17 protein-coding genes and 1 other RNA gene are annotated in these 20,163 nt (G+C 50.4%); 7 read left to right on the top strand and 11 right to left on the bottom strand.

Features of this window, described 5'->3' with window-relative positions; genetic code table 11:
- Nucleotides 1-75 precede the first annotated feature (75 nt).
- The 3 genes from ACFSO0_RS13410 to ACFSO0_RS13400 are packed head-to-tail and all read right to left on the bottom strand — an operon-like array spanning nt 76 to nt 2,968.
- The gene (locus ACFSO0_RS13410) at nt 76-903 is read right to left on the bottom strand and encodes an ABC transporter ATP-binding protein (protein ID WP_376881130.1); all 828 of its coding nucleotides are present in this window, start codon (nt 901-903) and stop codon (nt 76-78) included.
- A gap of 20 nt (nt 904-923) precedes the next feature.
- Nucleotides 924-1,961, bottom strand: coding sequence for a FecCD family ABC transporter permease (locus ACFSO0_RS13405; protein ID WP_376881128.1), 1,038 nt, complete (start codon nt 1,959-1,961; stop codon nt 924-926).
- Nucleotides 1,958-2,968 carry a FecCD family ABC transporter permease gene (locus ACFSO0_RS13400; RefSeq protein WP_376881125.1) on the bottom strand — a complete coding sequence of 337 codons (1,011 nt, stop codon included), beginning with the start codon at nt 2,966-2,968 and terminating at the stop codon, nt 1,958-1,960. The genes ACFSO0_RS13405 and ACFSO0_RS13400 overlap by 4 nt, the downstream gene beginning before the upstream one ends.
- A gap of 216 nt (nt 2,969-3,184) precedes the next feature.
- On the opposite strand from ACFSO0_RS13400, the gene ACFSO0_RS13395 reads away from it, so the two are divergent.
- The gene (locus ACFSO0_RS13395; RefSeq protein WP_376881122.1) at nt 3,185-4,204 is read left to right on the top strand and encodes an ABC transporter substrate-binding protein; all 1,020 of its coding nucleotides are present in this window, start codon (nt 3,185-3,187) and stop codon (nt 4,202-4,204) included.
- 123 nt (nt 4,205-4,327) lie between these two features.
- Here ACFSO0_RS13395 and ACFSO0_RS13390 read toward each other — a convergent pair whose 3' ends face one another.
- From ACFSO0_RS13390 to ACFSO0_RS13375, 4 genes are all read right to left on the bottom strand, one after another.
- Complete coding sequence (locus ACFSO0_RS13390) at nt 4,328-5,584, bottom strand: YjgB family protein (protein WP_376881120.1); 1,257 nt, start codon at nt 5,582-5,584, stop codon at nt 4,328-4,330.
- Nucleotides 5,574-6,098 (bottom strand): RNA polymerase sigma factor, encoded by a 525-nt coding sequence (locus tag ACFSO0_RS13385; RefSeq protein WP_376881118.1) that lies wholly within the window; start codon nt 6,096-6,098, stop codon nt 5,574-5,576. The genes ACFSO0_RS13390 and ACFSO0_RS13385 overlap by 11 nt, the downstream gene beginning before the upstream one ends.
- Nucleotides 6,099-6,207: 109 nt before the next feature.
- On the bottom strand, nt 6,208-6,813 hold the full coding sequence (locus tag ACFSO0_RS13380; protein WP_376881110.1) for an ABC transporter permease: 606 nt from the start codon (nt 6,811-6,813) through the stop codon (nt 6,208-6,210).
- 86 nt (nt 6,814-6,899) lie between these two features.
- The gene (locus tag ACFSO0_RS13375; RefSeq protein ID WP_376881108.1) at nt 6,900-7,298 is read right to left on the bottom strand and encodes a YqzM family protein; all 399 of its coding nucleotides are present in this window, start codon (nt 7,296-7,298) and stop codon (nt 6,900-6,902) included.
- Nucleotides 7,299-7,589: 291 nt separating this feature from the next.
- On the opposite strand from ACFSO0_RS13375, the gene secG reads away from it, so the two are divergent.
- The 5 genes from secG to ACFSO0_RS13350 all read left to right on the top strand — a co-directional run bounded on the left by secG (nt 7,590) and on the right by ACFSO0_RS13350 (nt 14,816).
- Complete coding sequence (gene secG / locus ACFSO0_RS13370; RefSeq protein ID WP_376881105.1) at nt 7,590-7,832, top strand: preprotein translocase subunit SecG; 243 nt, start codon at nt 7,590-7,592, stop codon at nt 7,830-7,832.
- 141 nt (nt 7,833-7,973) lie between these two features.
- On the top strand, nt 7,974-10,481 hold the full coding sequence (gene rnr, locus ACFSO0_RS13365; RefSeq protein WP_376881103.1) for a ribonuclease R: 2,508 nt from the start codon (nt 7,974-7,976) through the stop codon (nt 10,479-10,481).
- Between the two features lie 111 nt (nt 10,482-10,592).
- Nucleotides 10,593-11,066 (top strand): SsrA-binding protein SmpB, encoded by a 474-nt coding sequence (smpB, locus tag ACFSO0_RS13360; protein WP_376881100.1) that lies wholly within the window; start codon nt 10,593-10,595, stop codon nt 11,064-11,066.
- 302 nt (nt 11,067-11,368) lie between these two features.
- Nucleotides 11,369-11,724, top strand: a transfer-messenger RNA (tmRNA) gene (gene ssrA, locus ACFSO0_RS13355).
- A 296-nt stretch (nt 11,725-12,020) separates the two neighbouring features.
- A complete protein-coding gene (locus tag ACFSO0_RS13350; protein ID WP_376881098.1) occupies nt 12,021-14,816 on the top strand; it encodes a TrlF family AAA-like ATPase in 2,796 nt (931 codons plus the stop codon).
- 272 nt (nt 14,817-15,088) lie between these two features.
- Here ACFSO0_RS13350 and ACFSO0_RS13345 read toward each other — a convergent pair whose 3' ends face one another.
- From ACFSO0_RS13345 to ACFSO0_RS13330, 4 genes are all read right to left on the bottom strand, one after another.
- Complete coding sequence (locus ACFSO0_RS13345) at nt 15,089-15,940, bottom strand: hypothetical protein (protein WP_376881096.1); 852 nt, start codon at nt 15,938-15,940, stop codon at nt 15,089-15,091.
- Nucleotides 15,937-17,259, bottom strand: a complete 1,323-nt coding sequence (locus ACFSO0_RS13340; RefSeq protein WP_376881094.1) for a hypothetical protein — start codon at nt 17,257-17,259, stop codon at nt 15,937-15,939. Before ACFSO0_RS13340 ends, ACFSO0_RS13345 begins: the two co-directional genes overlap by 4 nt.
- A gap of 68 nt (nt 17,260-17,327) precedes the next feature.
- Nucleotides 17,328-17,987, bottom strand: a complete 660-nt coding sequence (locus ACFSO0_RS13335) for a zinc ribbon domain-containing protein (RefSeq protein ID WP_376881092.1) — start codon at nt 17,985-17,987, stop codon at nt 17,328-17,330.
- A gap of 27 nt (nt 17,988-18,014) precedes the next feature.
- Nucleotides 18,015-19,304, bottom strand: a complete 1,290-nt coding sequence (locus tag ACFSO0_RS13330; RefSeq protein ID WP_376881089.1) for a flagellin N-terminal helical domain-containing protein — start codon at nt 19,302-19,304, stop codon at nt 18,015-18,017.
- A gap of 169 nt (nt 19,305-19,473) precedes the next feature.
- Between ACFSO0_RS13330 and ACFSO0_RS13325 the strand changes: the two genes are divergently transcribed.
- Nucleotides 19,474-19,836: a helix-turn-helix domain-containing protein gene (locus ACFSO0_RS13325; protein WP_376881087.1), complete on the top strand. Its 363-nt coding sequence runs from the start codon at nt 19,474-19,476 to the stop codon at nt 19,834-19,836.
- Nucleotides 19,837-20,163 lie beyond the last annotated feature (327 nt).

Raw genomic sequence — 20,163 nt, 5'->3', positions numbered from 1 at the left:
CCCTTCTTTTGTGAAAAACGTCATCGCTTATGGTTCGCTAGGTATGGGGAAGGCAGTGGAGTCAGGGGGTCCTTGTCAGGAGAGAAGCGCGGATATGCGCTTCGGGACAGCCGCTGCCAGCTTGCTCTTGCTGTACGGAATGCACATCGGCGTGCCGTACAGGGGATCGAGCGTAATTTGGCAATCCATGTCGAATACGGTACGCACGAGTTCGGTCGTCAGCACGTCGGCGGGAGCGCCTTCTGCCACGACGGTCGTGTCGTGCACCGCGACGATGTGGTGGGCGTAGCGGCACGCCAGGTTCAGATCGTGCAGCACCATGACGATGGTGCGCTGCTCCGCTGCGTTCAGCTCGAACAGCAGATCGAGAATCTCAATCTGGTGCGACATATCGAGATAGGTCGTCGGTTCGTCCAGCAAAATGGTTTCGGTGCCCTGGGCCAGCGTCATGGCGATCCAGGCGCGCTGGCGCTGACCGCCGGAGAGCGAGTCGACCGGCCGATTGGCGAGAGCGGTCAGCTGTGTGGCTTCGAGCGCTCGGTTGACCATTTTCTCGTCTTCCTCGGACCATTGCTGGAGCCAGTTTTGGTACGGATAGCGGCCTTGTTTGACCAGTTGCAGCACCGTCAAGCCTTCAGGAGCAGTAGGTCCCTGCGGCAAAATTGCGAGCTTTTTCGCGACTTCCTTGGTCGAGCGCTTGGCGATGGATTCGCCTTCGAGCAGGATCGCGCCTTCCTTTGGTTTGAGCAGGCGGGCGAGAGAGCGGAGCAGAGTCGATTTCCCGCTGCCGTTGCTGCCGATAAAGACGGTAATTTTGCCGCGAGGGATGTGCAGATTGAGCCCTTCGATGATGTTGCGCTCTCCATAGGACAACGTGAGCTGACGGGTTTCCAAAGCGTGCATGATCATCTCGTCTCCTTCCATTAGCGATTTCGGTTTTTATAAAGCAGATAAATGAAAAACGGGGCGCCGACTGCTGATGTAAAGACGCCTGCGGGAACTTCGATAGGGGTAAAGGCCATGCGGGCGATCAGGTCGGCCGCGAGCACGATCAGGGCGCCGATGGAAGCTGCGAGCGGCAAAGCTCCGCCAAAGGACGGGCCGACCAGCTGCTTGGCGATGTGCGGCGCGAGCAGGGCGACGAAGCTGATGTCCCCGGCGACAGAGACGGCAGTTCCGGTCAGGGCTGCGCAGATCATCAGCAGGATGAAACGGTCGAGCTGCAGGATGCTTCCCAGACTCGTCGAGAGGTCGTCCCCGAGCTGCTGGATGTTTACCCGGCGGGAGAGCAGCGCTGCCATGAAAATCAGGATGACGACCCACGGAAGGATCATGAACACATCGTTCCAGTCCACGCCGTAAATGCTTCCGGTAAGCCAGAGCAGCGCCTTGTTTTGCAAAAGAAACGGGCTGAACATGATCAGGATCGTAACGATCGCGCCTGCCGCAATCTTGATTCCGACGCCGATCATCACGAGCCGGAGCGGAGTGACGCCCTTTTTCCAGGCCAGCCCGTACAGAAGCAGCGTGGTGAGGAGGGCACCCGCGAATGCGGTAGGCGGCAGCCATTTGATGCTGGCTGTTTCAAACAGGAGCAAAAAGCCGACCGCAGCGATCGAAGCGCCGCCAGAGACGCCAAGGATGTCGGGAGCGGCCAACGGATTGCGGACGATGCCTTGCATGATCGCCCCAGACGCCGCGAGCGCGGCGCCGACCAGAATGGCGACGAGGATGCGCGGCATGCGGAACTGCTGGACAATCAGGGCATTCTGCTCATCTCCGGTGCCAAGCAGCACTTTGAGCACGTCGAGCGGCTTGATGGACATTTCGCCCATCCCCAGACTGACGACAGCCACGGCAAAAGTCAGCAGGAGCGCAATCAGGCTAAACAGCAGCGTTTTTTTATGTAGCTGAAAGGAAGCCAGGCGTTTGCCTACGCGAAGCGACCAATAGTCTTTCATCCTTTATCCAGCCCCTTTCGTGCGACATAGATGAAGAACGGGATGCCGATCAGGGCGGTCATGACGCCAATGGGCACTTCAGCAGGCATCGCGACGAAGCGAGCAGCGATGTCCGCTATCAGCAGGAGAATGGCACCAAGCAATCCGCTGTACAACAAGATCCAGCGGGTGTCGAATCCCACGAGATAACGCGCCAGATGCGGAGTGACGAGACCGACGAAGCCGATTGGACCGGCGACGGCTACGGAGCATCCGGACAGCAGGACGATGACGGCACCGGTAGCGATCTTGACCAGCAGTGTGCGCTGGCCGAGCCCTTTGGCTACGTCGTCGCCCATGAGCAGCGTCTGAATGGGCCGGGCCAGGATGAAGGCAGCGACCCAGGCGACGATCATATACGGAAAGACGGTCGAAAGATACTCCAGCTTTCTTCCCCCGACGGAGCCGGAGAGCCAGAACAGGATCTCATCTGTCGCTTTTTCGTTCAGCACCATCATCCCGTGGCGGATCGACGAAGCGAGTGCGGTGATGGCAGCTCCGGCGAGGACCAGCTTCACCGGAGTCAGCCCGTCTCTGCCCAGCGAGCCGAGCAGGTAGACGATGAATCCGGCGACGGCAGCGCCGAGAAACGAGATCCAGGTAAATTCGCCAAGGGAGTTGATGCCTACGAAGGTAACGGCGAACACGACGAAGAGGGAGGCGCCGGCGTTTAGACCGAACAGTTCGACATCCGCTACCGGATTGCGCGTGAGCGATTGCAGAAGCGTCCCCGCAATCCCGAGGCAAAAGCCTACCGTGATGGCGTTCAGCACGCGAGGGACGCGGAGCTCCTTGATCGCGATGTGCTCATTCGAGCCGTCGAAATGCGTATAGGCATCGATGGCGGTATGCCAACTGGTGTCGATCACGCCAAACACGAGGCTGGCGTAGCTCAGGTACGTGATCAGGATTAACGCCGCAGCCACTCCAATAATTTTAAGATAGTTTCTTGACAGTAATGAGTTCATTCGACTACATCCTATCTTTCGGTTTGGTCTTTTTGATTTCATTAATAGGCGCGAAAAAGCTTACACAATGTAAGTGTAGTGGCAGGAACGCCATGTGTCAATGATGTTGATATTCATTATCAATTTGTTGTTGACTTCTCACAGGCGGGCATGTAGGATAGTCATTGTTAATGAGTTTTATTCTCAATGGACACAAAAGAAAGGGGTCTTCTCATCATGTTTTCCCGTACATATCGGACCACGGGCGGAAAAGCATTTTTCGCAGTTCTGATGGCTCTGCTGCTGATTGTGACCGGTTGCGGCGGCGGAGGGCAGCAAGCGACAGAGCAAAAGCCTGCTGAACAAAAACCGGCCGAGCAGTCTGCCGGCACTTCTACCGGTTCCTCTGACCAATCCTACACCGTCAAACATGCAATGGGTGAAACTACGATCAAAGGTACACCGCAGCGCGTAGTGGTGCTCACCAACCAAGGGGAAGAAACACTGATCGCTCTGGGGATCAAACCGGTTGGGGGAGTAGGCTCCACGATCGACCCGACGAAATTCTTTGACTTCGTAGCGAAAGACCTGGAAGGCACAAAACTGGTAGGTACCGAGAGTCAGCCAAACCTCGAAGCGATTGCTGCTCTGAAACCGGACCTGATTCTCGGTATGAAATTCCGTCATGAGAAAATTTACCAACAGCTGTCTGCCATCGCGCCGACCGTATTCGTAGAAGAACCGCGCGGCGACTGGAAAGAAAACTTCCTGCTGTACGCAGAAGCTGTCAACAAAAAAGCAGAAGGCGAAAAAATCATCGCCGACTGGAACAAACGTGTAGAAGACTTCAAGGCAAAAGCTGGCGACAAGCTGAAAACGCAAGTATCCGTCGTTCGTTTCATGCCGGGTAAAGTGCGCATTTACTACAAAAACACCTTCACCGGCGCAATCTTCCAAGACCTTGGCCTCGCACGCCCTGCTGCCCAAGACAAAGACGATTTCGCAGCAGAAGTGACGAAAGAGCGCATTCCGGAAATGGATGGCGACATCATGTTCTACTTCACCTACGAGACAGGCAAAGGCGAAGCGTCCAAGCTGGAGCAAGAGTGGACCAACGATCCTCTCTGGAAAAACCTGAACGTGGTGAAAGCAGGCAAAGCGTACAAAGTGGACGACACCATCTGGAACACATCCGGCGGCGTAATCGCAGCGAACAAAGTACTGGATGAGCTGGAAGGCTACATCCTTGGCAAATAAATACACATGCAAAAGACGACCAATGCGACTGTTGCGCTGGTCGTCTTTTGCTTTGCGGGCAGGCTGCGATGCGCCTTCCCCGCCCGCGTTCAGCAGAGCGGGAAACCAGTGGCTCCGCGTGCCTTAGCCTGCCATGTTGTTGATCGTGCCTCTCGGGTAAAAAACGTTGACGTGATCGATGAACAGCTTGGTGTCATTGGTCCCATCGGCAATGCCGGAGAAGACGATTTTCAGTTCGTAGCTGTCGCTTACTTTGTACGTGTAGATCGTTTGCCCTGCCACATTGGCTGTGCTTTGCGGTTTGCCCAGCGTCTGCACGACGTCGGCCAGGGTAACGTATTGCAGCTGGTAGTTGTAGGAGCGAATGTCGACGATCTGCATGCCTTTGTTGAAGCCGAAGACGAGGCCGCGATCGCGGTAGGTGTTGTACGTAATGCCGTTCACGTAGGAGACGAGATCCGGTTTGCCCCATTGCTGTTCGACAGTGTCAAACACGTCTTTTTCCACATGGAACTCGCTGCCCAGTGTCTGTCCGTTCTTCGCCAGGTCGCGCAGGGTGGTCAACAGCTCGGTGGTGTTCAAATCCGCCATCAGGTTGCGGTTGCCTTGCGGATAGTACACGCTGTAGCTGACGAGCGTCATCGCGTTGCTTCCGGAAGACGGCTCGAAGGCGAATTTGACCTGGTATTTGTCGGTCACATCGTAGGTGTAAATTTGCTGGCCGGCAAACTCGCCGACGCGGTTTGGTTTGCCCCATTTTTGCTCAATCTCGGCCAAGGTGATCTTTTGCAGCCGGGGATCGAGAGAACGGATGTCCGCGATCTGCATGCCTTTGTTGTAGCCGATGACGACGTTGCGCTTGGCGTAGGCGGCGTAGGTGAGGCCGTTGGAATACCGGGAGCTGTCAGGAGCGCCCCATGCTTTTTCGACGGCATCGAATACGGTCGTCTCTACGGTGAACGGCGCGTTGATGACTGCGCCTTTTTTCGCTTCCTTGCGAATCTGGTTGAGCAGCGCTTCGGATTGGGGCGCAGTCGGAGCAGCAGGGTGCGTGACTTTGCCGGGTCCAGGCTCGTGCTGGGGAGCAGATGGTGCAGGGGTCCCTCCGTTAGCTGCCCCGGTGGACGCTTCGGGCAGCGCTGCCGGCTGATTGGATTGGATGAGCGTTGCCCCCATCCAGCAGACTGCGACCAGAATAGAGCAGACAGCGAGTCCTTTTCCCAGGCGGTTAAATCGGCGTGTGTGCATGATGTGTTCCATGTTGTGAGCCTCCTTGGATCGTATCGTAGTAATGATTTTTTGTTTGGCTTCGGGCGACATCTCGACATCGGGGAGTTTGGCAAGTTCTTCCAGCAGTTGTTCATCCGTTTTATATGACATTTCCGATCAGCTCCTTTCCCTCCAGCTCCAGTCTGTCTTTGACCGCCTTCATGGCCCGGTGCAAGGTGACATTGACCTTGCTTTCCGACCAGCCCAAAATCTGCGCGGTTTCCTTGGCAGACAGACCTTTGATGCCCCGGAGGATGAGCACTTCGCGATAGGCTGGCTTTATTTGCCGAATGGCGCGATAGAGTGCTTGCTGCTCCTCCTGCATGTCCATCAGCTCCTCCGGCGACTTTTCCTCTGAGGTAAGATGCGACAGCCACATGTCGGGAAGCCAGCGCCGCAGTCGCTGTTTGCGGGCGTGATCGACGGCGGTATTGCGGGCGATGGTCAAAAGCCATGTCTTCGGCTGCGCCCTGCCTGCAAACGATGCTACGGAACCGAGTGCTTTCAGAAAAACGTCCTGAACCAGATCCTCTACGTCTCTGCTGCCGGTGTAGTAGACGAGAAACTTGTAAATATCATCCCCATAGCGCAGAAACCATTGCTCGATCAAGTCGTTTTTGTCCATAGCTGAACCACCTTTTTGCTTTCTCCTAGTAATTTGACGATTCATGCCGCTTTTCATTACAGTTCATAAAAAAAACTGCCGGAATGCCCGGCAGCGGGAGGTTGACGGATCAGCCACGGAGGAACGATTCGCGTGTAAACCAGAGGCGGTAGCTGAAGAGGCTGATGAGTACGGCGGATATGGCGGCAGAAGAGGAGAAGGTGAGCATGATGAGAATCTGATAGCGGACGGCCTCTACAGGACTTGCGCCGGCGACGATCATTCCGGTCATCATCCCGGGCAGCTGGACGAGTCCGATCGTCTTCATCGAATCGAAGGTCGGGATCATGCTCGCTTTCACGGCGCGCTTCAAGAAGCTGTGGATTGCCTGGCGCGGCGTCGCCCCAAGGCAGAGCAAGACCTCGATCTCGCCGCGAGAGCTTTCCGTTTCGCGGTTCATATGCGACAGATACAGGCTGCAGACGACCATCGCACTGCCGATGATCATGTCGCTCATCGGAAACAGGTATTGCGGGGTTGGCGTGACGACAATGCGCCAGAAAATGCCGGGCAGCCGTTCGCCGCGGCTGGCGGCGTTCCACGAGGCGACTCCTATCATCATGATGCCGATGATGTCCGGCTCCGTAATACTTGCCGTCACCTCTCGAAACAACCATTGATCGGGGAGGGCCGAGATTTGCTTTCCCACGTTTTCGATTTCCAGAGTCGTTGCCATGCCTGGTGATTTCCCCTCCCTATGAACGCCGAAAACACCGAAGAGGACGAGTCTCCGGTGTTTTATCGTTCGGGCTATCTATGTACTTATTTGTGTTCAGACAGCCACTTTGCAACCGCTTGAATTTCCGGTTGTTTTTTCAGCATTCCTGGTGGCATGTTGCCTTTACCTTCTTTGATGATCTTCTCGATGTCTGCAGCGCTGTGAGTTGCACCCACTTTGGTCAAGTTTGGTCCAACCAATCCTTCCAGGTTTTGGCCGTGACAGGAAGAGCAGTTTGCTTTGAAAATAGCAGCAGCGTCAATGTTGGCAGTTGGCGCGCCAGCCCCGCCAGCGGCTTCCTCCCCGTGCTTTGGAGGGAAAATAATCGATCCTACAAGTGCGATGAGAAAAACTAGAAACAAGATACCAAACGAAGTGAAAAAGGCCTTCGCGGAATCAATTACGTCGTTTTGATTCATGTCTTTTTTGTTGGACCCAGCCATCTGACAAAGACCTCCCAAGGCAAGTTATAAAGGTTCAACTGCAATTTTACGGCAAAATCTTGACAGTTGCAAGGTGACGAAAAAACCGACAAAGAAAGTACACATTTTCCAGATTCCAACCAACAATATCTCCGTTTCTACCATATATTATTTCCCTGCATGCCGACCGCGATTCTGGCAGAACTTCTCTGTCCGCGCAGGGGGGTGATCGCTTGCTGATCCCTGCCGATTATGATACAGTAGATGTATTGGTTTTTTCCGCCTTGGAAATACGTTTTGAGGTGAATGAAGATGGCATTGGCTGCGAAAATTTTACTTGTGATTGCAAGTATTGGCTTAATTATCGTCGTGTTGTTACAATCTGGCAAAAGTGCCGGCCTCTCTGGAGCGATTGGCGGCGGTGCTGAGCAACTCATGGGCAAACAGAAAGCGCGCGGAATTGACGCCCTTCTGGGGAAACTGACCGTAGTGTTTGCGGTCGCTTTCATGCTCTTTGCCATTTTGCTCGGTTATTTCTTGAAAACAGGAGCGTAATAGACGAACGGCCAAAAGGCAGCAAGTGCGACTTGCTGCCTTTTTCTCTAGTGCGATTGCGATAGGGAAGCTCGGTGAATACTACATAGTAATGGATGAAAAGGAAGCGCGAATAGAGCTTTGCGAACAGGAGGTTTGTGGATGAAAGAACAGGATATCCTTGCGTTCATGCGGGAACAGGCGTACCACCCGATGACCGTGAAGGAGCTGGAGGAAGCGTTCGGGATCGAGGATGCCGGGACGTTCAAGGAATTGGTAAAAACGCTCAATGCGTTGGAAGCAAGGGGCGAAGTGATACGGACGAGGGCAAACCGCTACGGGGTGCCGGAGAAAATGAATCTGGTGCGGGGGCGTTTGCACAGCCACCCGAAAGGCTTCGGGTTTGTCATACCGGAGACGCCGGACATGGAAGACGTCTACGTGCATGCGAACGACATGAATGGCGCGCTGCACGGCGATACCGTACTTGTCCGGGCGGAGAAGGAGGCGGGCGGCAACCGTCTGGAGGGCCGGATCATCCGCGTCGTGGAGCGTGGCATCCAGCAGGTGGTCGGGACATTCAAGGATGAGACGCATTACGCGTTTGTCATTCCGGATGAAAAGCGGATTGGCAAGGACATCTTCATCCCGAAAAACGCCTACAACGGAGCGGGCGACGGACATAAAGTCGTGGTGAAAATCGTCCGCTTTCCGGAAGGCCGGGTGAACCCGGAAGGCGAAGTCATCGAAATTCTGGGGCACAAAAACGATCCGGGCGTCGATATTTTATCGATTATCCGCAAGTTTAACCTGCCGGAAGCCTTTCCGGAGGACGTGCTGGCGGAAGCAGAAGCCGCACCGGATTCGATCTCCGAGGAGGAAATCAAGGGGCGCCGCGACTTGCGCGACCGGCTGATGGTCACGATCGACGGTGCGGACGCCAAGGACCTGGACGACGCCGTATCGCTGGAGACTCTCCCGAACGGCAACGTGCGCCTTGGGGTCCACATCGCGGACGTAAGCTACTACGTCAAGGAAAAATCGGCGCTGGACAATGAAGCGTATCGCCGGGGTACAAGCGTCTACCTGGTCGACCGGGTCATCCCGATGATCCCGCATCGCCTGTCCAACGGCATCTGCAGCCTGAATCCAAAGGTAGATCGCCTGACCGTGACCTGCGACATGGAGATGGACAAAGACGCGAAGGTGGTCAATTACGATATTTACCTGAGCGTGATTCGCACGAACGAACGGATGACGTATGCGGATGTGCGCAGCATATTGGAGGATCAGGATGAAGCGCTGATCGAGAAGTACAGCGAGCTCGTCCCGATGTTCCGGGAGATGGAGAAGCTGGCGAGAAAACTCCGCGAGCAGCGGATGAAACGCGGGGCCATCGACTTTGACTTCCGCGAGGCGAAAATTTACGTAAACGAGGAAGGGACGCCGACAGACATCGGGTTCCGCACGCGCTCCATCGCGGAGCAAATCATTGAAGAATTCATGCTGGCAGCGAACGAGACGGTGGCCGAGCACTTCCACTGGATGAAGCAGCCGTTCATGTACCGGGTTCACGAAGAACCTAATGCCGAAAAGCTCCAGTCCTTCATGGAGTTCATCACCAACTTCGGATACGCTATCCGCGGAAAAGGCAATTCCGTCCACCCGCGCGCTCTGCAGCAGCTGCTGGAGGAGGTCAAAGGCAAGCCGGAGGAGATTATCATCAGCACCGTGATGCTGCGCTCGATGAAGCAAGCGCGCTACGACGCGGAAAGTCTCGGGCACTACGGCCTTTCTACGGAGTTCTACACGCACTTCACTTCGCCGATCCGCCGCTACCCCGACCTCATCGTCCACCGCCGCATCCGCGAATGGATCGAGTCAGGAGAGCAGCTGTCGGAAAAACGGCTGGCGTACTGGACGGAAAACATGCCGATTATCGCCGAGCACGCCTCCCAGCGCGAACGAGTGGCTGTGGACGCCGAACGGGAGACCGACGACCTGAAAAAAGCCGAGTTCATGAAGGAGCGGGTAGGCGAGGAGTTCGAGGGCGTGATCTCCAGCGTGACGTCGTTCGGGATTTTCGTCGAGCTGCCTAACACGATTGAAGGCCTGGTGCACGTCAGCTACCTGACGGACGACTACTATCATTACCACGAAAAAATGTACGCCCTGATCGGCGAGCGTACCGGCAAGCAGTACCGCATTGGTGACGTTGTGCAGGTGCGAGTAGCGAACGTCAACGTCGAGGAGCGCACCATCGACTTTGAGATCGTGGGCATGACCAAGGCAGCAGGCTTCCGGGGAAGCCGTGAGCGCACCCCCAAGGTCATCGACGGACGGGGAGGAGAGCGCCGTGGCGGTGCGCGCGGCGGCAAGCAGGACCGCTCCCGCACAGACCGGTCGGACAGGCAAAAGGACAAACCGCATCCGGCGATCATCCGCCAAAAGTACAAGGAGCGCAGGAAAAACGAGAGTGCCAAGTCTGCGCGCCGTTCAGGGACACGCTTCGCTTCCGATGGAAACGAGGATGTCATGTCGATCGGGACGGGAGAAGGTGCGGGAGAAGCTGCTTCTCAGCGCCAGAAAGGCTTCTGGGAGGACCTCGTCCGCTCCAAGAAGAAGAACCGCAAAAACGTCGCAGGCAGCGCCAAACGGAAACGCCGTTAAACAGTTGTGTAAGGCGGCTCATGCGGCAAATTGCCGGGTAAATGCCTTGCCACTGTGCGCAAAATTTGCTAGACTACCTTTACAAATGAGCAAGCAAGTGAGGTGATCTCCATGTCCAAAGACAAAGCCGGCACCAAGACAGTCGCCCAAAACCGAAAAGCACGCCACGATTACCACATCGAGCAAGTGTTCGAGGCGGGGATTGCACTGACCGGAACGGAGATCAAGTCCGTGCGCGCTGCCCGCGTCCAGCTCAAGGACAGCTTCGCCCGCGTCCAGAACGGCGAACTGCTGCTGTACAACGTGCACATCAGCCCGTACGAGCAGGGCAACCGCTTCAACCACGAGCCGGAGCGCACGCGCAAGCTGCTGATGAGACGCCTGGAAATCCTCAAGCTAAGCGGCCTGATCCGCGAGAGAGGCTACTCGCTCGTCCCCCTCAGCATTTACCTGAAGGGCGGCTGGGCCAAAGTCGAGCTGGCGCTGGTCAAAGGGAAGAAGAACTACGACAAGCGCGAGGACCTCAAGAAAAAGGACGCTGCGCGTGAAGTGGAGCGCGCCTTGCGGGAGCGGCAGAAGGCGTAGGGGAAGCGGCACGAGCCTCAAAGGTCCGCCTGTATTGCAATGCACAATTCCGAAATTGCAACGGACAATCCCGAATTGCAACGCACAATCCCGCCTTGCCCCATACATGCAGCAGATCGGTTCCCCATTCGCTTTGCAGGTTGCCGCATGTTGGCATCCTTGGCAGGAATCGACGTTGAGTTTTGCTTGTTTGGTGTGCTATAGTGAAAGAGCAGTAAACGCTGTTAACAACTACAGTCTAGGTGCGGAACACTCGGTCGTCTCTTCACCTAGACTTTTTGTCACCTTTACTTCTTACACATGGGGGCGTTCTGGATTCGACGGGGATGGTAGAGCATGAGAAGCGAGCCGGGGGGTTGCGGACCTCGTCATCAACGCAAACGCCATTAACTGGCAACAAACAACTTTCTCTCGCTGCCTAATAACCAGTGAGGCTCTCCCACTGCATCGGCCCGTGTGCCGTGGATAGGGCTCAACTTTAACGGGCTACGCCGGAGGCTTCCGCCTGGAGCCAAAGGAAGAAGACCAATCAGGCTAGGTTTTCAACTGGCGTGTCGTTTCGCAGGTTGATTACCGAAACTTCATAAAGCGACTGCGCTCGGAGATGCTCATGTATCGCTGTTTTCGGACGGGGGTTCGAATCCCCCCGCCTCCACCAATATCATGAGAGAGAGTACCGCATGAGGTACTCTTTTTGCGTTTTTAGGGGAGTTTTGTGGGGTTCGTGGAGGTTATAAAGCCCTGATATCACTGAGGTTGTTTGATGAGCTGATTATGAGTAGCGAGACTGTCTCTCATGATGTACATTGACTACCGCAACCGATATGAGAGACAAGCTCGTATAGAATATCTACCTTTATATTTGCCATTCTTGTCGTATGCTGAAGGTAATTGGTGATTTTTGGCGTATTTTTTCTAACAACTGATTATTAATGGGGTTTATCGGAGGGGAAAATGGACAAAGGTGCTCATTATTACCGTTGTGATTTTCAAGTGCACACACCAAGGGACTTAAGTTGGAATGGCAGAACATATATTACAGAACAAGAGAGAATCGAGTATGCTGAACGTTTTATTAAAACTTGCAGGGAAAAAGGTCTGAATGCAGTTGCAATAACAGATCACCACGATACAGTATTTTATAAATATATTAGAGATGCGGCATTATCCGAAGTAACAGAAAGTGGCCAACCTATCGACGAATCAGAAAGAATAGTAATTTTCCCAGGTATCGAAGTTTCTATTGCACAACCATCTGCACAAGTACTTATCTTATTTGATCCTGACATTGATATCACCCAATATAATCAAGTTCCTATCAAACTTGGGATTACCCCTTCTTCTGAAACAGAGGCAAAAACATGTGAAACAATACAGCTTGATTTATCAATAGCAGATATTCAGAAACGTTTATCTGAATCCCCAGACCTTGTTAATAAATTCATTATTCTTCCTAATGTTAAGCCAGAAGGATACAAAACTTTTTTGAGAAAAGGTAATCATACTGTATTTTGTAATCTTCCATGCGTCGGTGGATATGTGGAAGGAGTTTTTTATGACGACCTTGGTGAAGGAGATAGAAGGATACTAGAAGGTAAGGTTCCTGCTTGGTCAAAGAGAGCTTATGGTGTTTTTCAGACTTCAGACTGTAGACAAGATGATTTAAATACATTAGGTACCTATTCTACTTGGGTTAAATGGTCAAAACCTTCAGCAGAAGCTTTACGACAAGCGTGCCTTTCGAAATCAAACAGGATATCGCATCGACAACCGATAATTCCGAGTGTCTACATTGAGCGTGTAATGATATCAGACAGTAAGTTTTTAGGGCCGATTGATTTGAAAGTGAATCCTCAGTTCAATGCTCTTATCGGAGGTAGGGGAACTGGGAAATCCAGTTTTCTTGAATATTTAAGATGGGGTTTATGTGATCCGACGATAGAACAAACAACTGATGGTGGAGTTCGGTCATTTGAAAAAAAACGTTCTGATTTAATATCATCCACACTAGAAAGTATTGGAGCGAGTGTGACAGTTGATTGGATAGTTGATGGAGTGAAACATACAGTAAAAAGAGATTCATCAACAAACACAATTGAACTAACAATCGGCTCTCATTCTCCGCGTCAAGCTACAATGCAGGATGTACGGTCATTAATTGGCATTCAATCATACAGCCAGAAAGAACTAAGTACAGTTGGTGTAGATATAAAGGAACTTAGACGATTTATAGAAACTCCAGTTAGGCCCCAACTAAAGGCATTGTCCGATCAGATTGAATCATTATCAACAGAAATCAGGCAAGATGTAATAAGGCTAAAGGACAAAAAAAGGGTGTCAATGAACGTTTCTAGGGAACGAACGGCTTTGGCATCATTAAGGGAACAAGCTAACACTATTAGAGAACAATTAAAAGGACTGCCAATAGAAAGCAAATTGACAGTTGATCAGCATCCATTAATTGAACAAGAAGCACGCTTCATTAATCGCTTTAATGAGAAACTTGAGAAAATCATTAAAGATGTAAATACCTTAAAAGAATCTGTTGCATCCTTGAACGAGACTATAAAGATTGACAATTTACCTAACGGAACACTTATCGGATCAATTCAAGACTCTATTTCTCATTCGGTAAGTCAATTTAATGACAGTCTAGATTCTTTGATAAATATTCTATTGGGGAATGAAGACCACACTCCCGAGTGGCGTAATTCAATCATTCAGTGGGAAAAAATATATTCGATCCATAACGAAAAGTTTCAAGAAGCAATAGAGCAAAATACTCAATATCAGCAACAATTGAAAAACCTTAATGATAAAGAGGAGCAAATTCGGGAGAAAGAATCCCTTTTGTCAAAATACATTGATGAGTTGATTGAATTATTAAACCCTGAAGAAGATATAGCCAAAAGAATTGATGAATTAATAAAGCTTTACTACAAACAACGCCAGTTACTTTCCGATCAGTGTTCCCATTTAACAAGTCTCTCGAATGGACAAATTCAAGCTTCATTAGCAACTGCGGGGGATATCGAAGAGCATCTTAATTTGGTTACGAAAACAATTCAAGGTGCGAACATCTCTACTGAGAAAATTCGTAGACTACTTGAAAGAATTGAAAACAGTTCTACCCCTTTCGAAGAATGGCATCGGATTGTATCGGAAATTCAATTAATTTGGGACTCGTTCGAGGAAAACGGGGCCGACTTTTTAATCCCTGAAGTTCCGAGTTTAAGAAATAGCGGCCTAATTGATAATGAGATTAGAAGGCTCGCGGCTAGAATCGATACGGAGAAGTTCATTACCTTATTATTGTATCGATTTAAAGAAAAGCCAATCTTCAAGTATTGTGTTTCTGGTGGGGATGTTATTGATTTTGAGCAAGCCTCTGCTGGACAACAGGCAAGTGCTTTATTAAAAGTACTACTCTCAAGTGAAGGGCCGCCATTGATAATCGACCAGCCTGAAGATGATTTGGATAATGAAATTGTCGCAGAAATTGCCAACGATATATGGGAAGCCAAAAAGAAAAGGCAGGTTATTTTCGCAAGTCACAATGCTAATTTGGTCGTTAACGGTGATGCAGAACTGGTTGTTCATTTTGGATATAGAAATGAAGGCGATCAATCCACCGGTCATGTAAAGACTGTAGGCTCCATTGATGTACCAGAAATAAAAGAAGCAATCAAAAAAGTAATGGAAGGCGGAGAGAGAGCGTTCAAATTAAGGCAAGAAAAATATGGATTTTGATTCATAAGAGGGGCACTCTTTATCGGAGTCCCTTCTTAATTCTAACTACCCATTTCCCCTCTTGCACTTTGCATACTTTATCCATGTAAGCAATTGGGCGTAAGATTTGATTTTTTAGCGTATTCTTCGTCTGAACTTCCCATCGGCCGCATAGATCTTGAAAAAATACATAAAGATAAGGCGTTCCGGTGATAATTCTCTATGTGCCGGACGCCTTCTCATTTCATATATCTAATTTTTTGAGGATTTGGCACATGGAAATGATTCGTATACTAAAAAAGTTTCAGACAGAGGAACCCGATTACTACGATCACAGTTGCTGAAAAAACGCCACCTATTAAAATCCCCATCATTAGCTTGTTTGACGCTGGTGACTTGTTCTGCATTTCCTTGATGAGTACCACTTGATCATACAGAAACTCAATGTGCGAGGCTGTCCGAGTATGCACATTCTTAGCCTTGTCCAATTCATCGAGAATTTCGTCCATGACCTCAACTTTTTGAGCGTGGTACATAGCCAACGTCAGTACGAGTTTGATTGTCGTCTGTTGGGCGTATATCAGATCTCGCATTAAAGCCAGCATCTCCCGCTGATTGTAGCCGGTCAATCCGCCCCATAAACGTCCAAGGAACCCCTGATTCTCCATCTTGTCAATCCTATGTTCAATGGAGAGTAGTTGATTAAGGGAATTTCGTACAATAGCCCTCACTTGCGTTGGATCAATCATACGTGGGTTCTGGTTGACCGCCGCATTCACCTGCTGTTGTGTTGGGAGAGTAGGTTTTACGTCCTTCACTGTATTATGTCCGGGTGTAGATACTACGTCGGGTGTTTGATGGAAGAAATCAGCGATGTGATGTCGAATACTCAAATCACTTTGCATTGCATACAAGTCACGTTCAGCTTTCTGAAACTTGGAACTGGCCGCACGTACAGCCGCACTATTACCGGTTTTCACCGCAGAGTCAAACTCGCTCTTGGCTTGATAAAATGCTTCTCTACGTTTGATGTATTCTACACGAATCGGATTCGTTTCTGTTGAGTGCTCGGGAGCTTCCGTTTCGACGGTTACGTATACTTGCGGTTGACGGATGGAAGCAGATTGGGGGTGAATGGTGTTCATTTACGTTTTCCTCCTATTAAGCGAAGTCGCAGTTCGTCACACCGATCCAGAATATCTTCGGCGGACTGGCTGTAATCAATACGTGTCATCGTACCATGTTGCCGCTCCAGTTTTGTGTATTTCTCATCCGCTTTCCAACGATCTTCTTCCATCTCGTTGACGTTGGAGACGGCCCGCTCCAGCACATCAGCGTTCACTTCGGACAGCTTTACGATGTAGACCGATCCATGATGCAATAACTCTACATTGGCTTTCACCGAGTTCGCCGTCTTCAAAACTTCTCCGAAAGTGCCTTCTCCAAAGGCGTTGTCAAGCAGTCTGCGAAGCGTAATCCCGGCCACGAAACCAACCCCGTGTCCAATAAGCCCGCCCGGAATGAACAACGTCAATCCGGCCAGAACGCCTCCAGCGATACTCCCTTTCAACGCATCTTTCCCTAGCCGCTCCTTCAGTTGCTCCCATGAGATTCGCCCGTTTTTGTACTGAATGAACTGGACGAGTCCCGATACCGTAACGGAGATAGCCGCTCCGATGGCAGCACCTCCGAGAAGTTTTTCCGTAACATCAACGGGAGAAAACCCTACAGAAAGGTCTCCGTTCAGAATCTTCCCTTTTAACAATTCCGCCGAAGCCGCGTTGCTGTCGAGAGTGCCCATCACCTTTGTCGGATTCGGCAATCCCATCTCCTTGGCCCGATCGATCAATTCTTGGGGGCCGACAAGTGTAATGTCGGGGCGGTAATGGTCGTTGTGCAGAAACTCTTTCAATGTCTGGTCGATGGTATCCTCCGAACGTAGTGTTTTGACCTGATATTCATTAACGATATCGCCGGTCAGACGATTGAACTCCACGACATCAATGCCGGGATTGTTACTGGTAACTCTACCATCAACATTCCGCACAAAATCCGTTTTCGTGAACAGACTTCGAAGATCGCCTTGCATTTGACGCACGAAGTCCACTTCGCCCGCGATATCCCCTTGCAGGCGGTTCAACGCATTCGCCGCAGATTGATCACTCCCGTTCAAACGATCAACCAGCCAATCTCTCATACCTTCAACCGTTCTGTAGGCTTCCATGTTCGGAAACTTTTGCTGTAGCAGTTCCGCGATTTTCACTTCTCGAACGAATTCGATTGTGCCTTCAAATACATGCGGGATACCCTTGGTTACAACTTCGTAGGTTGGAATGGTCGTAGCCACATTGATGAAGGCAGTCAGATCACTTTTGGAAAGGTTGTATGGCAGATGTTTCATTCCAACACGGCTTTCGATCTCGTGATAATCATTGCATTCCTTGCAGAAATAACCTGTATCCATCGAATCCCTCCAGAACTGGTCATCAAACAATTGACGGGAGTTATAGTAACTCCCTCAGTGACAGTTGCTTATTCATTGAATTCATGGCCGCAAAAACGGCAAATCTTTGCCCTTGCCTTCACAATCTCGGCACATTTCGGGCATTCTTTCATGTCTGCCGTGGATGCCGAATGATGTTGGATGGCCGACACTTCCTGTTCAATCAGTTCTTGCTGATTGAGCATATGGCGTTCGTAGAGCTGACGTTGATGAGACATCTCGGCTTGGTAGTAATTCTCCAAGTGTTTCAATTCTTCTCGCAGTTTGGCAAGCTCAGATTCAATGGCTTCACAGTGCTTTGCCGCTTCTTTCTGCTTCTCCATTGCGGTTCTGCGAATGGAAAGCCCCTTGACACGAAAGATAGCACCAAGGATTATACAAAACACACCTACTACGCACATGATCATACCAACCGCTAAAACATCACTTCTGGACTCTTCGGAAGCCATCATGATTCCGATCATGGTGGCTAATGACCCGATGATGAATCCGATCCAGCTAAGCAGGAGCAAAAAGCCTCCGCCCAATTCTCCTCCAATGCCCACTTTTCGGTAGCGATCCAGTTCCTGCTCTTTTAACCGGATATCGTTGTTGATGCTCTCCAGTTTAATCCTGTACTCTCGTTCCAGTTGCTCCAACTTCATCTTGAAGGCGTCAGAGGTATTAATGGTTCTCACAAATTGTTGCAAGAGAAAGCCCGTCCTTTCTTACATAAACTATCGAAGCAGGGTTATGACTGTTTCCGGGGTATGGATTGCTTGTGCCAGCATGGCCTGCGATGCTTGTGATAGAATTTGGCTCTTCGTAAGTTCCATCATTTCCTTGGCCATGTCCACATCTGTAATTCTCGATTCAGCCGCCGCAAGATTGACCCTGTAATTCGATGCGTTGTTATGGATGTGCTCCAACGCGTTTTGATAGGAGCCAAACTTGGATCGTTCTGCGGACACTTTATTGATAGCATCGTCAATCTTTCCAATCGCTTCTATCGCTTTCTCGGGCGGATCAACCGCAATATCGTCGATGCCAAGTGCTGTGGTGCGGGCATCCGTTAACTTGATCTTGTATGTATCACCGGCATCAGGGCCAACCTGTAGAATCACATCACCGGATTGGTTGGGCAGAGTAGTGGAGTTAGGGTCTATGGTCGCTTCAAATTGAACAACGATTTCAGTCCATATCCCGCCCCCATCCGAAAAGTTGGGCGAGTCGGAAAGGTCATTCCCGAGAATGTTCTCTGGCGGCACTCCGACATAGGGAGTACCGGAGTAGGAAACGAGTTTAGTTGCGTAAACCTCTGTCTCCAGATATCCAGTGAGTCCGTTTACCCTGACCGCGGTGATATTGTTGCCAAATCCCCATGTCTCCGCTCGTGTCTTAAAGGTGTTGGTGGCAAGATCAACCGAAAAATGATAAGGCTCACTCGACTGTGGAGGCGGGGCCGGAGTAGACCAGTAGACACCATTCGCCAGATCGGCGATAGAAAAAGTTTCTTCATAGATAGTGTTGATCCCGGAGTGCTCAAAGATGGTGATGCTGACCGCATTGGCCAGATTGACAACGGTAAGTCCCGACGGTGGATTATCTGACACATTGAGTAAATGGATTCCGTTAAAGTGGGTGTTATTTGCGATGTCATTGATGGTGTTCTTGATTTGATCGATTTCTTCCTGAATGCGTTGTCTGTCATCCGAAGACAAAGTGCCGTTGGCCGCTTGCAAGGCAAGCTCTCGTAATCTCTGAAGATTCGGATTCTGTATTTCACCGAGGCCCGATTCAGCCGTTTGTACGAGAGAAATGCCGTCCTGTATATTTCTCTCAGCCTGTTCCAATCCTCTGATCCGGGCTCTCATTCTTTGTGAAATGGACAGGCCTGCGGCGTCATCTGCCGCTTTGTTTATGCGGAGTCCCGAGGATAGTTTTTCAATTGAAATGGCACTTCTTTTATTGTTCCTTTGAAGTTTATTTAATGAAGTCAGTGCTGTAGCGTTATGATTTATCCGCAACTGACAGTCACCTCCAAAGCCACTTTCAGGCAACATTAAACAAACCAAAAATTCACAGATACAAATTCATTATATTAACTCAATCGGTAAGAAACAAAGATAAATTTATGTTTTGATAAGATAATATGTTTCTGATCAAATCTCTACTCTAGTGGTAGAGGTGATAGGCGTGTCAGATTTTTTGAAACTTGTCGGGGAGCAAATACGGTACATCAGAAAATCGAAGGGACTCACACAGGAGGCATTAGCTAATCAATGTGGTTTTCAATATTCGTATCTCTCCGACATTGAACGTGGTGAGCGAAACATATCACTAGAGACACTAGAGAAGATTATCAACGCATTAGGGATTTTGCCGGTCGAGATTTTTAACTTCAAGCACGCCGATACCGACAATGAACTCATTGAAAAGCGTTTGGTCATTGAATCACTCCAAGCGTTATTGCATGATCGAGATGTTAGTGAAGTCAAATTCATTCACCGGGTTGCAAATGACTTTATAAATACCGTCGATCAGGCTAAAAACAGATAAACAATCGCGGCCCTATATAAGCAAAAAATGTAGACTTTTTCTCTCGGCACCATGCCGTATTTTTGAACAGGGGGGCCTGCCGTTTCATGCCCTACCGGGTTCTATATGGACTGTGATCTACTGATTCATTGGTAGATCGCAGTCCTTTTTTGTTTTTGTCGCTCTGCTGATCGTGACAGCGAACAGGGAAGGTGAGATGCTTCCCACATGTGTTTTGCAAGTAGAAAATGCTCAGTTTTGCAGCCAAAATTGCCTAAGCACTTGCCAGCCGTTTGTAACTACAGAGGAATTCTATCCATTGCCTGCTTGAAACGGAAGCTTTCGCCC

This window comes from Brevibacillus sp. GCM10020057, assembly GCF_042683565.1.
Classification (GTDB): domain Bacteria; phylum Bacillota; class Bacilli; order Brevibacillales; family Brevibacillaceae; genus Brevibacillus.
The sequence above is the reverse complement of the archived record's forward strand: the minus strand, read 5'-3'. Positions and strand labels throughout refer to the sequence as shown.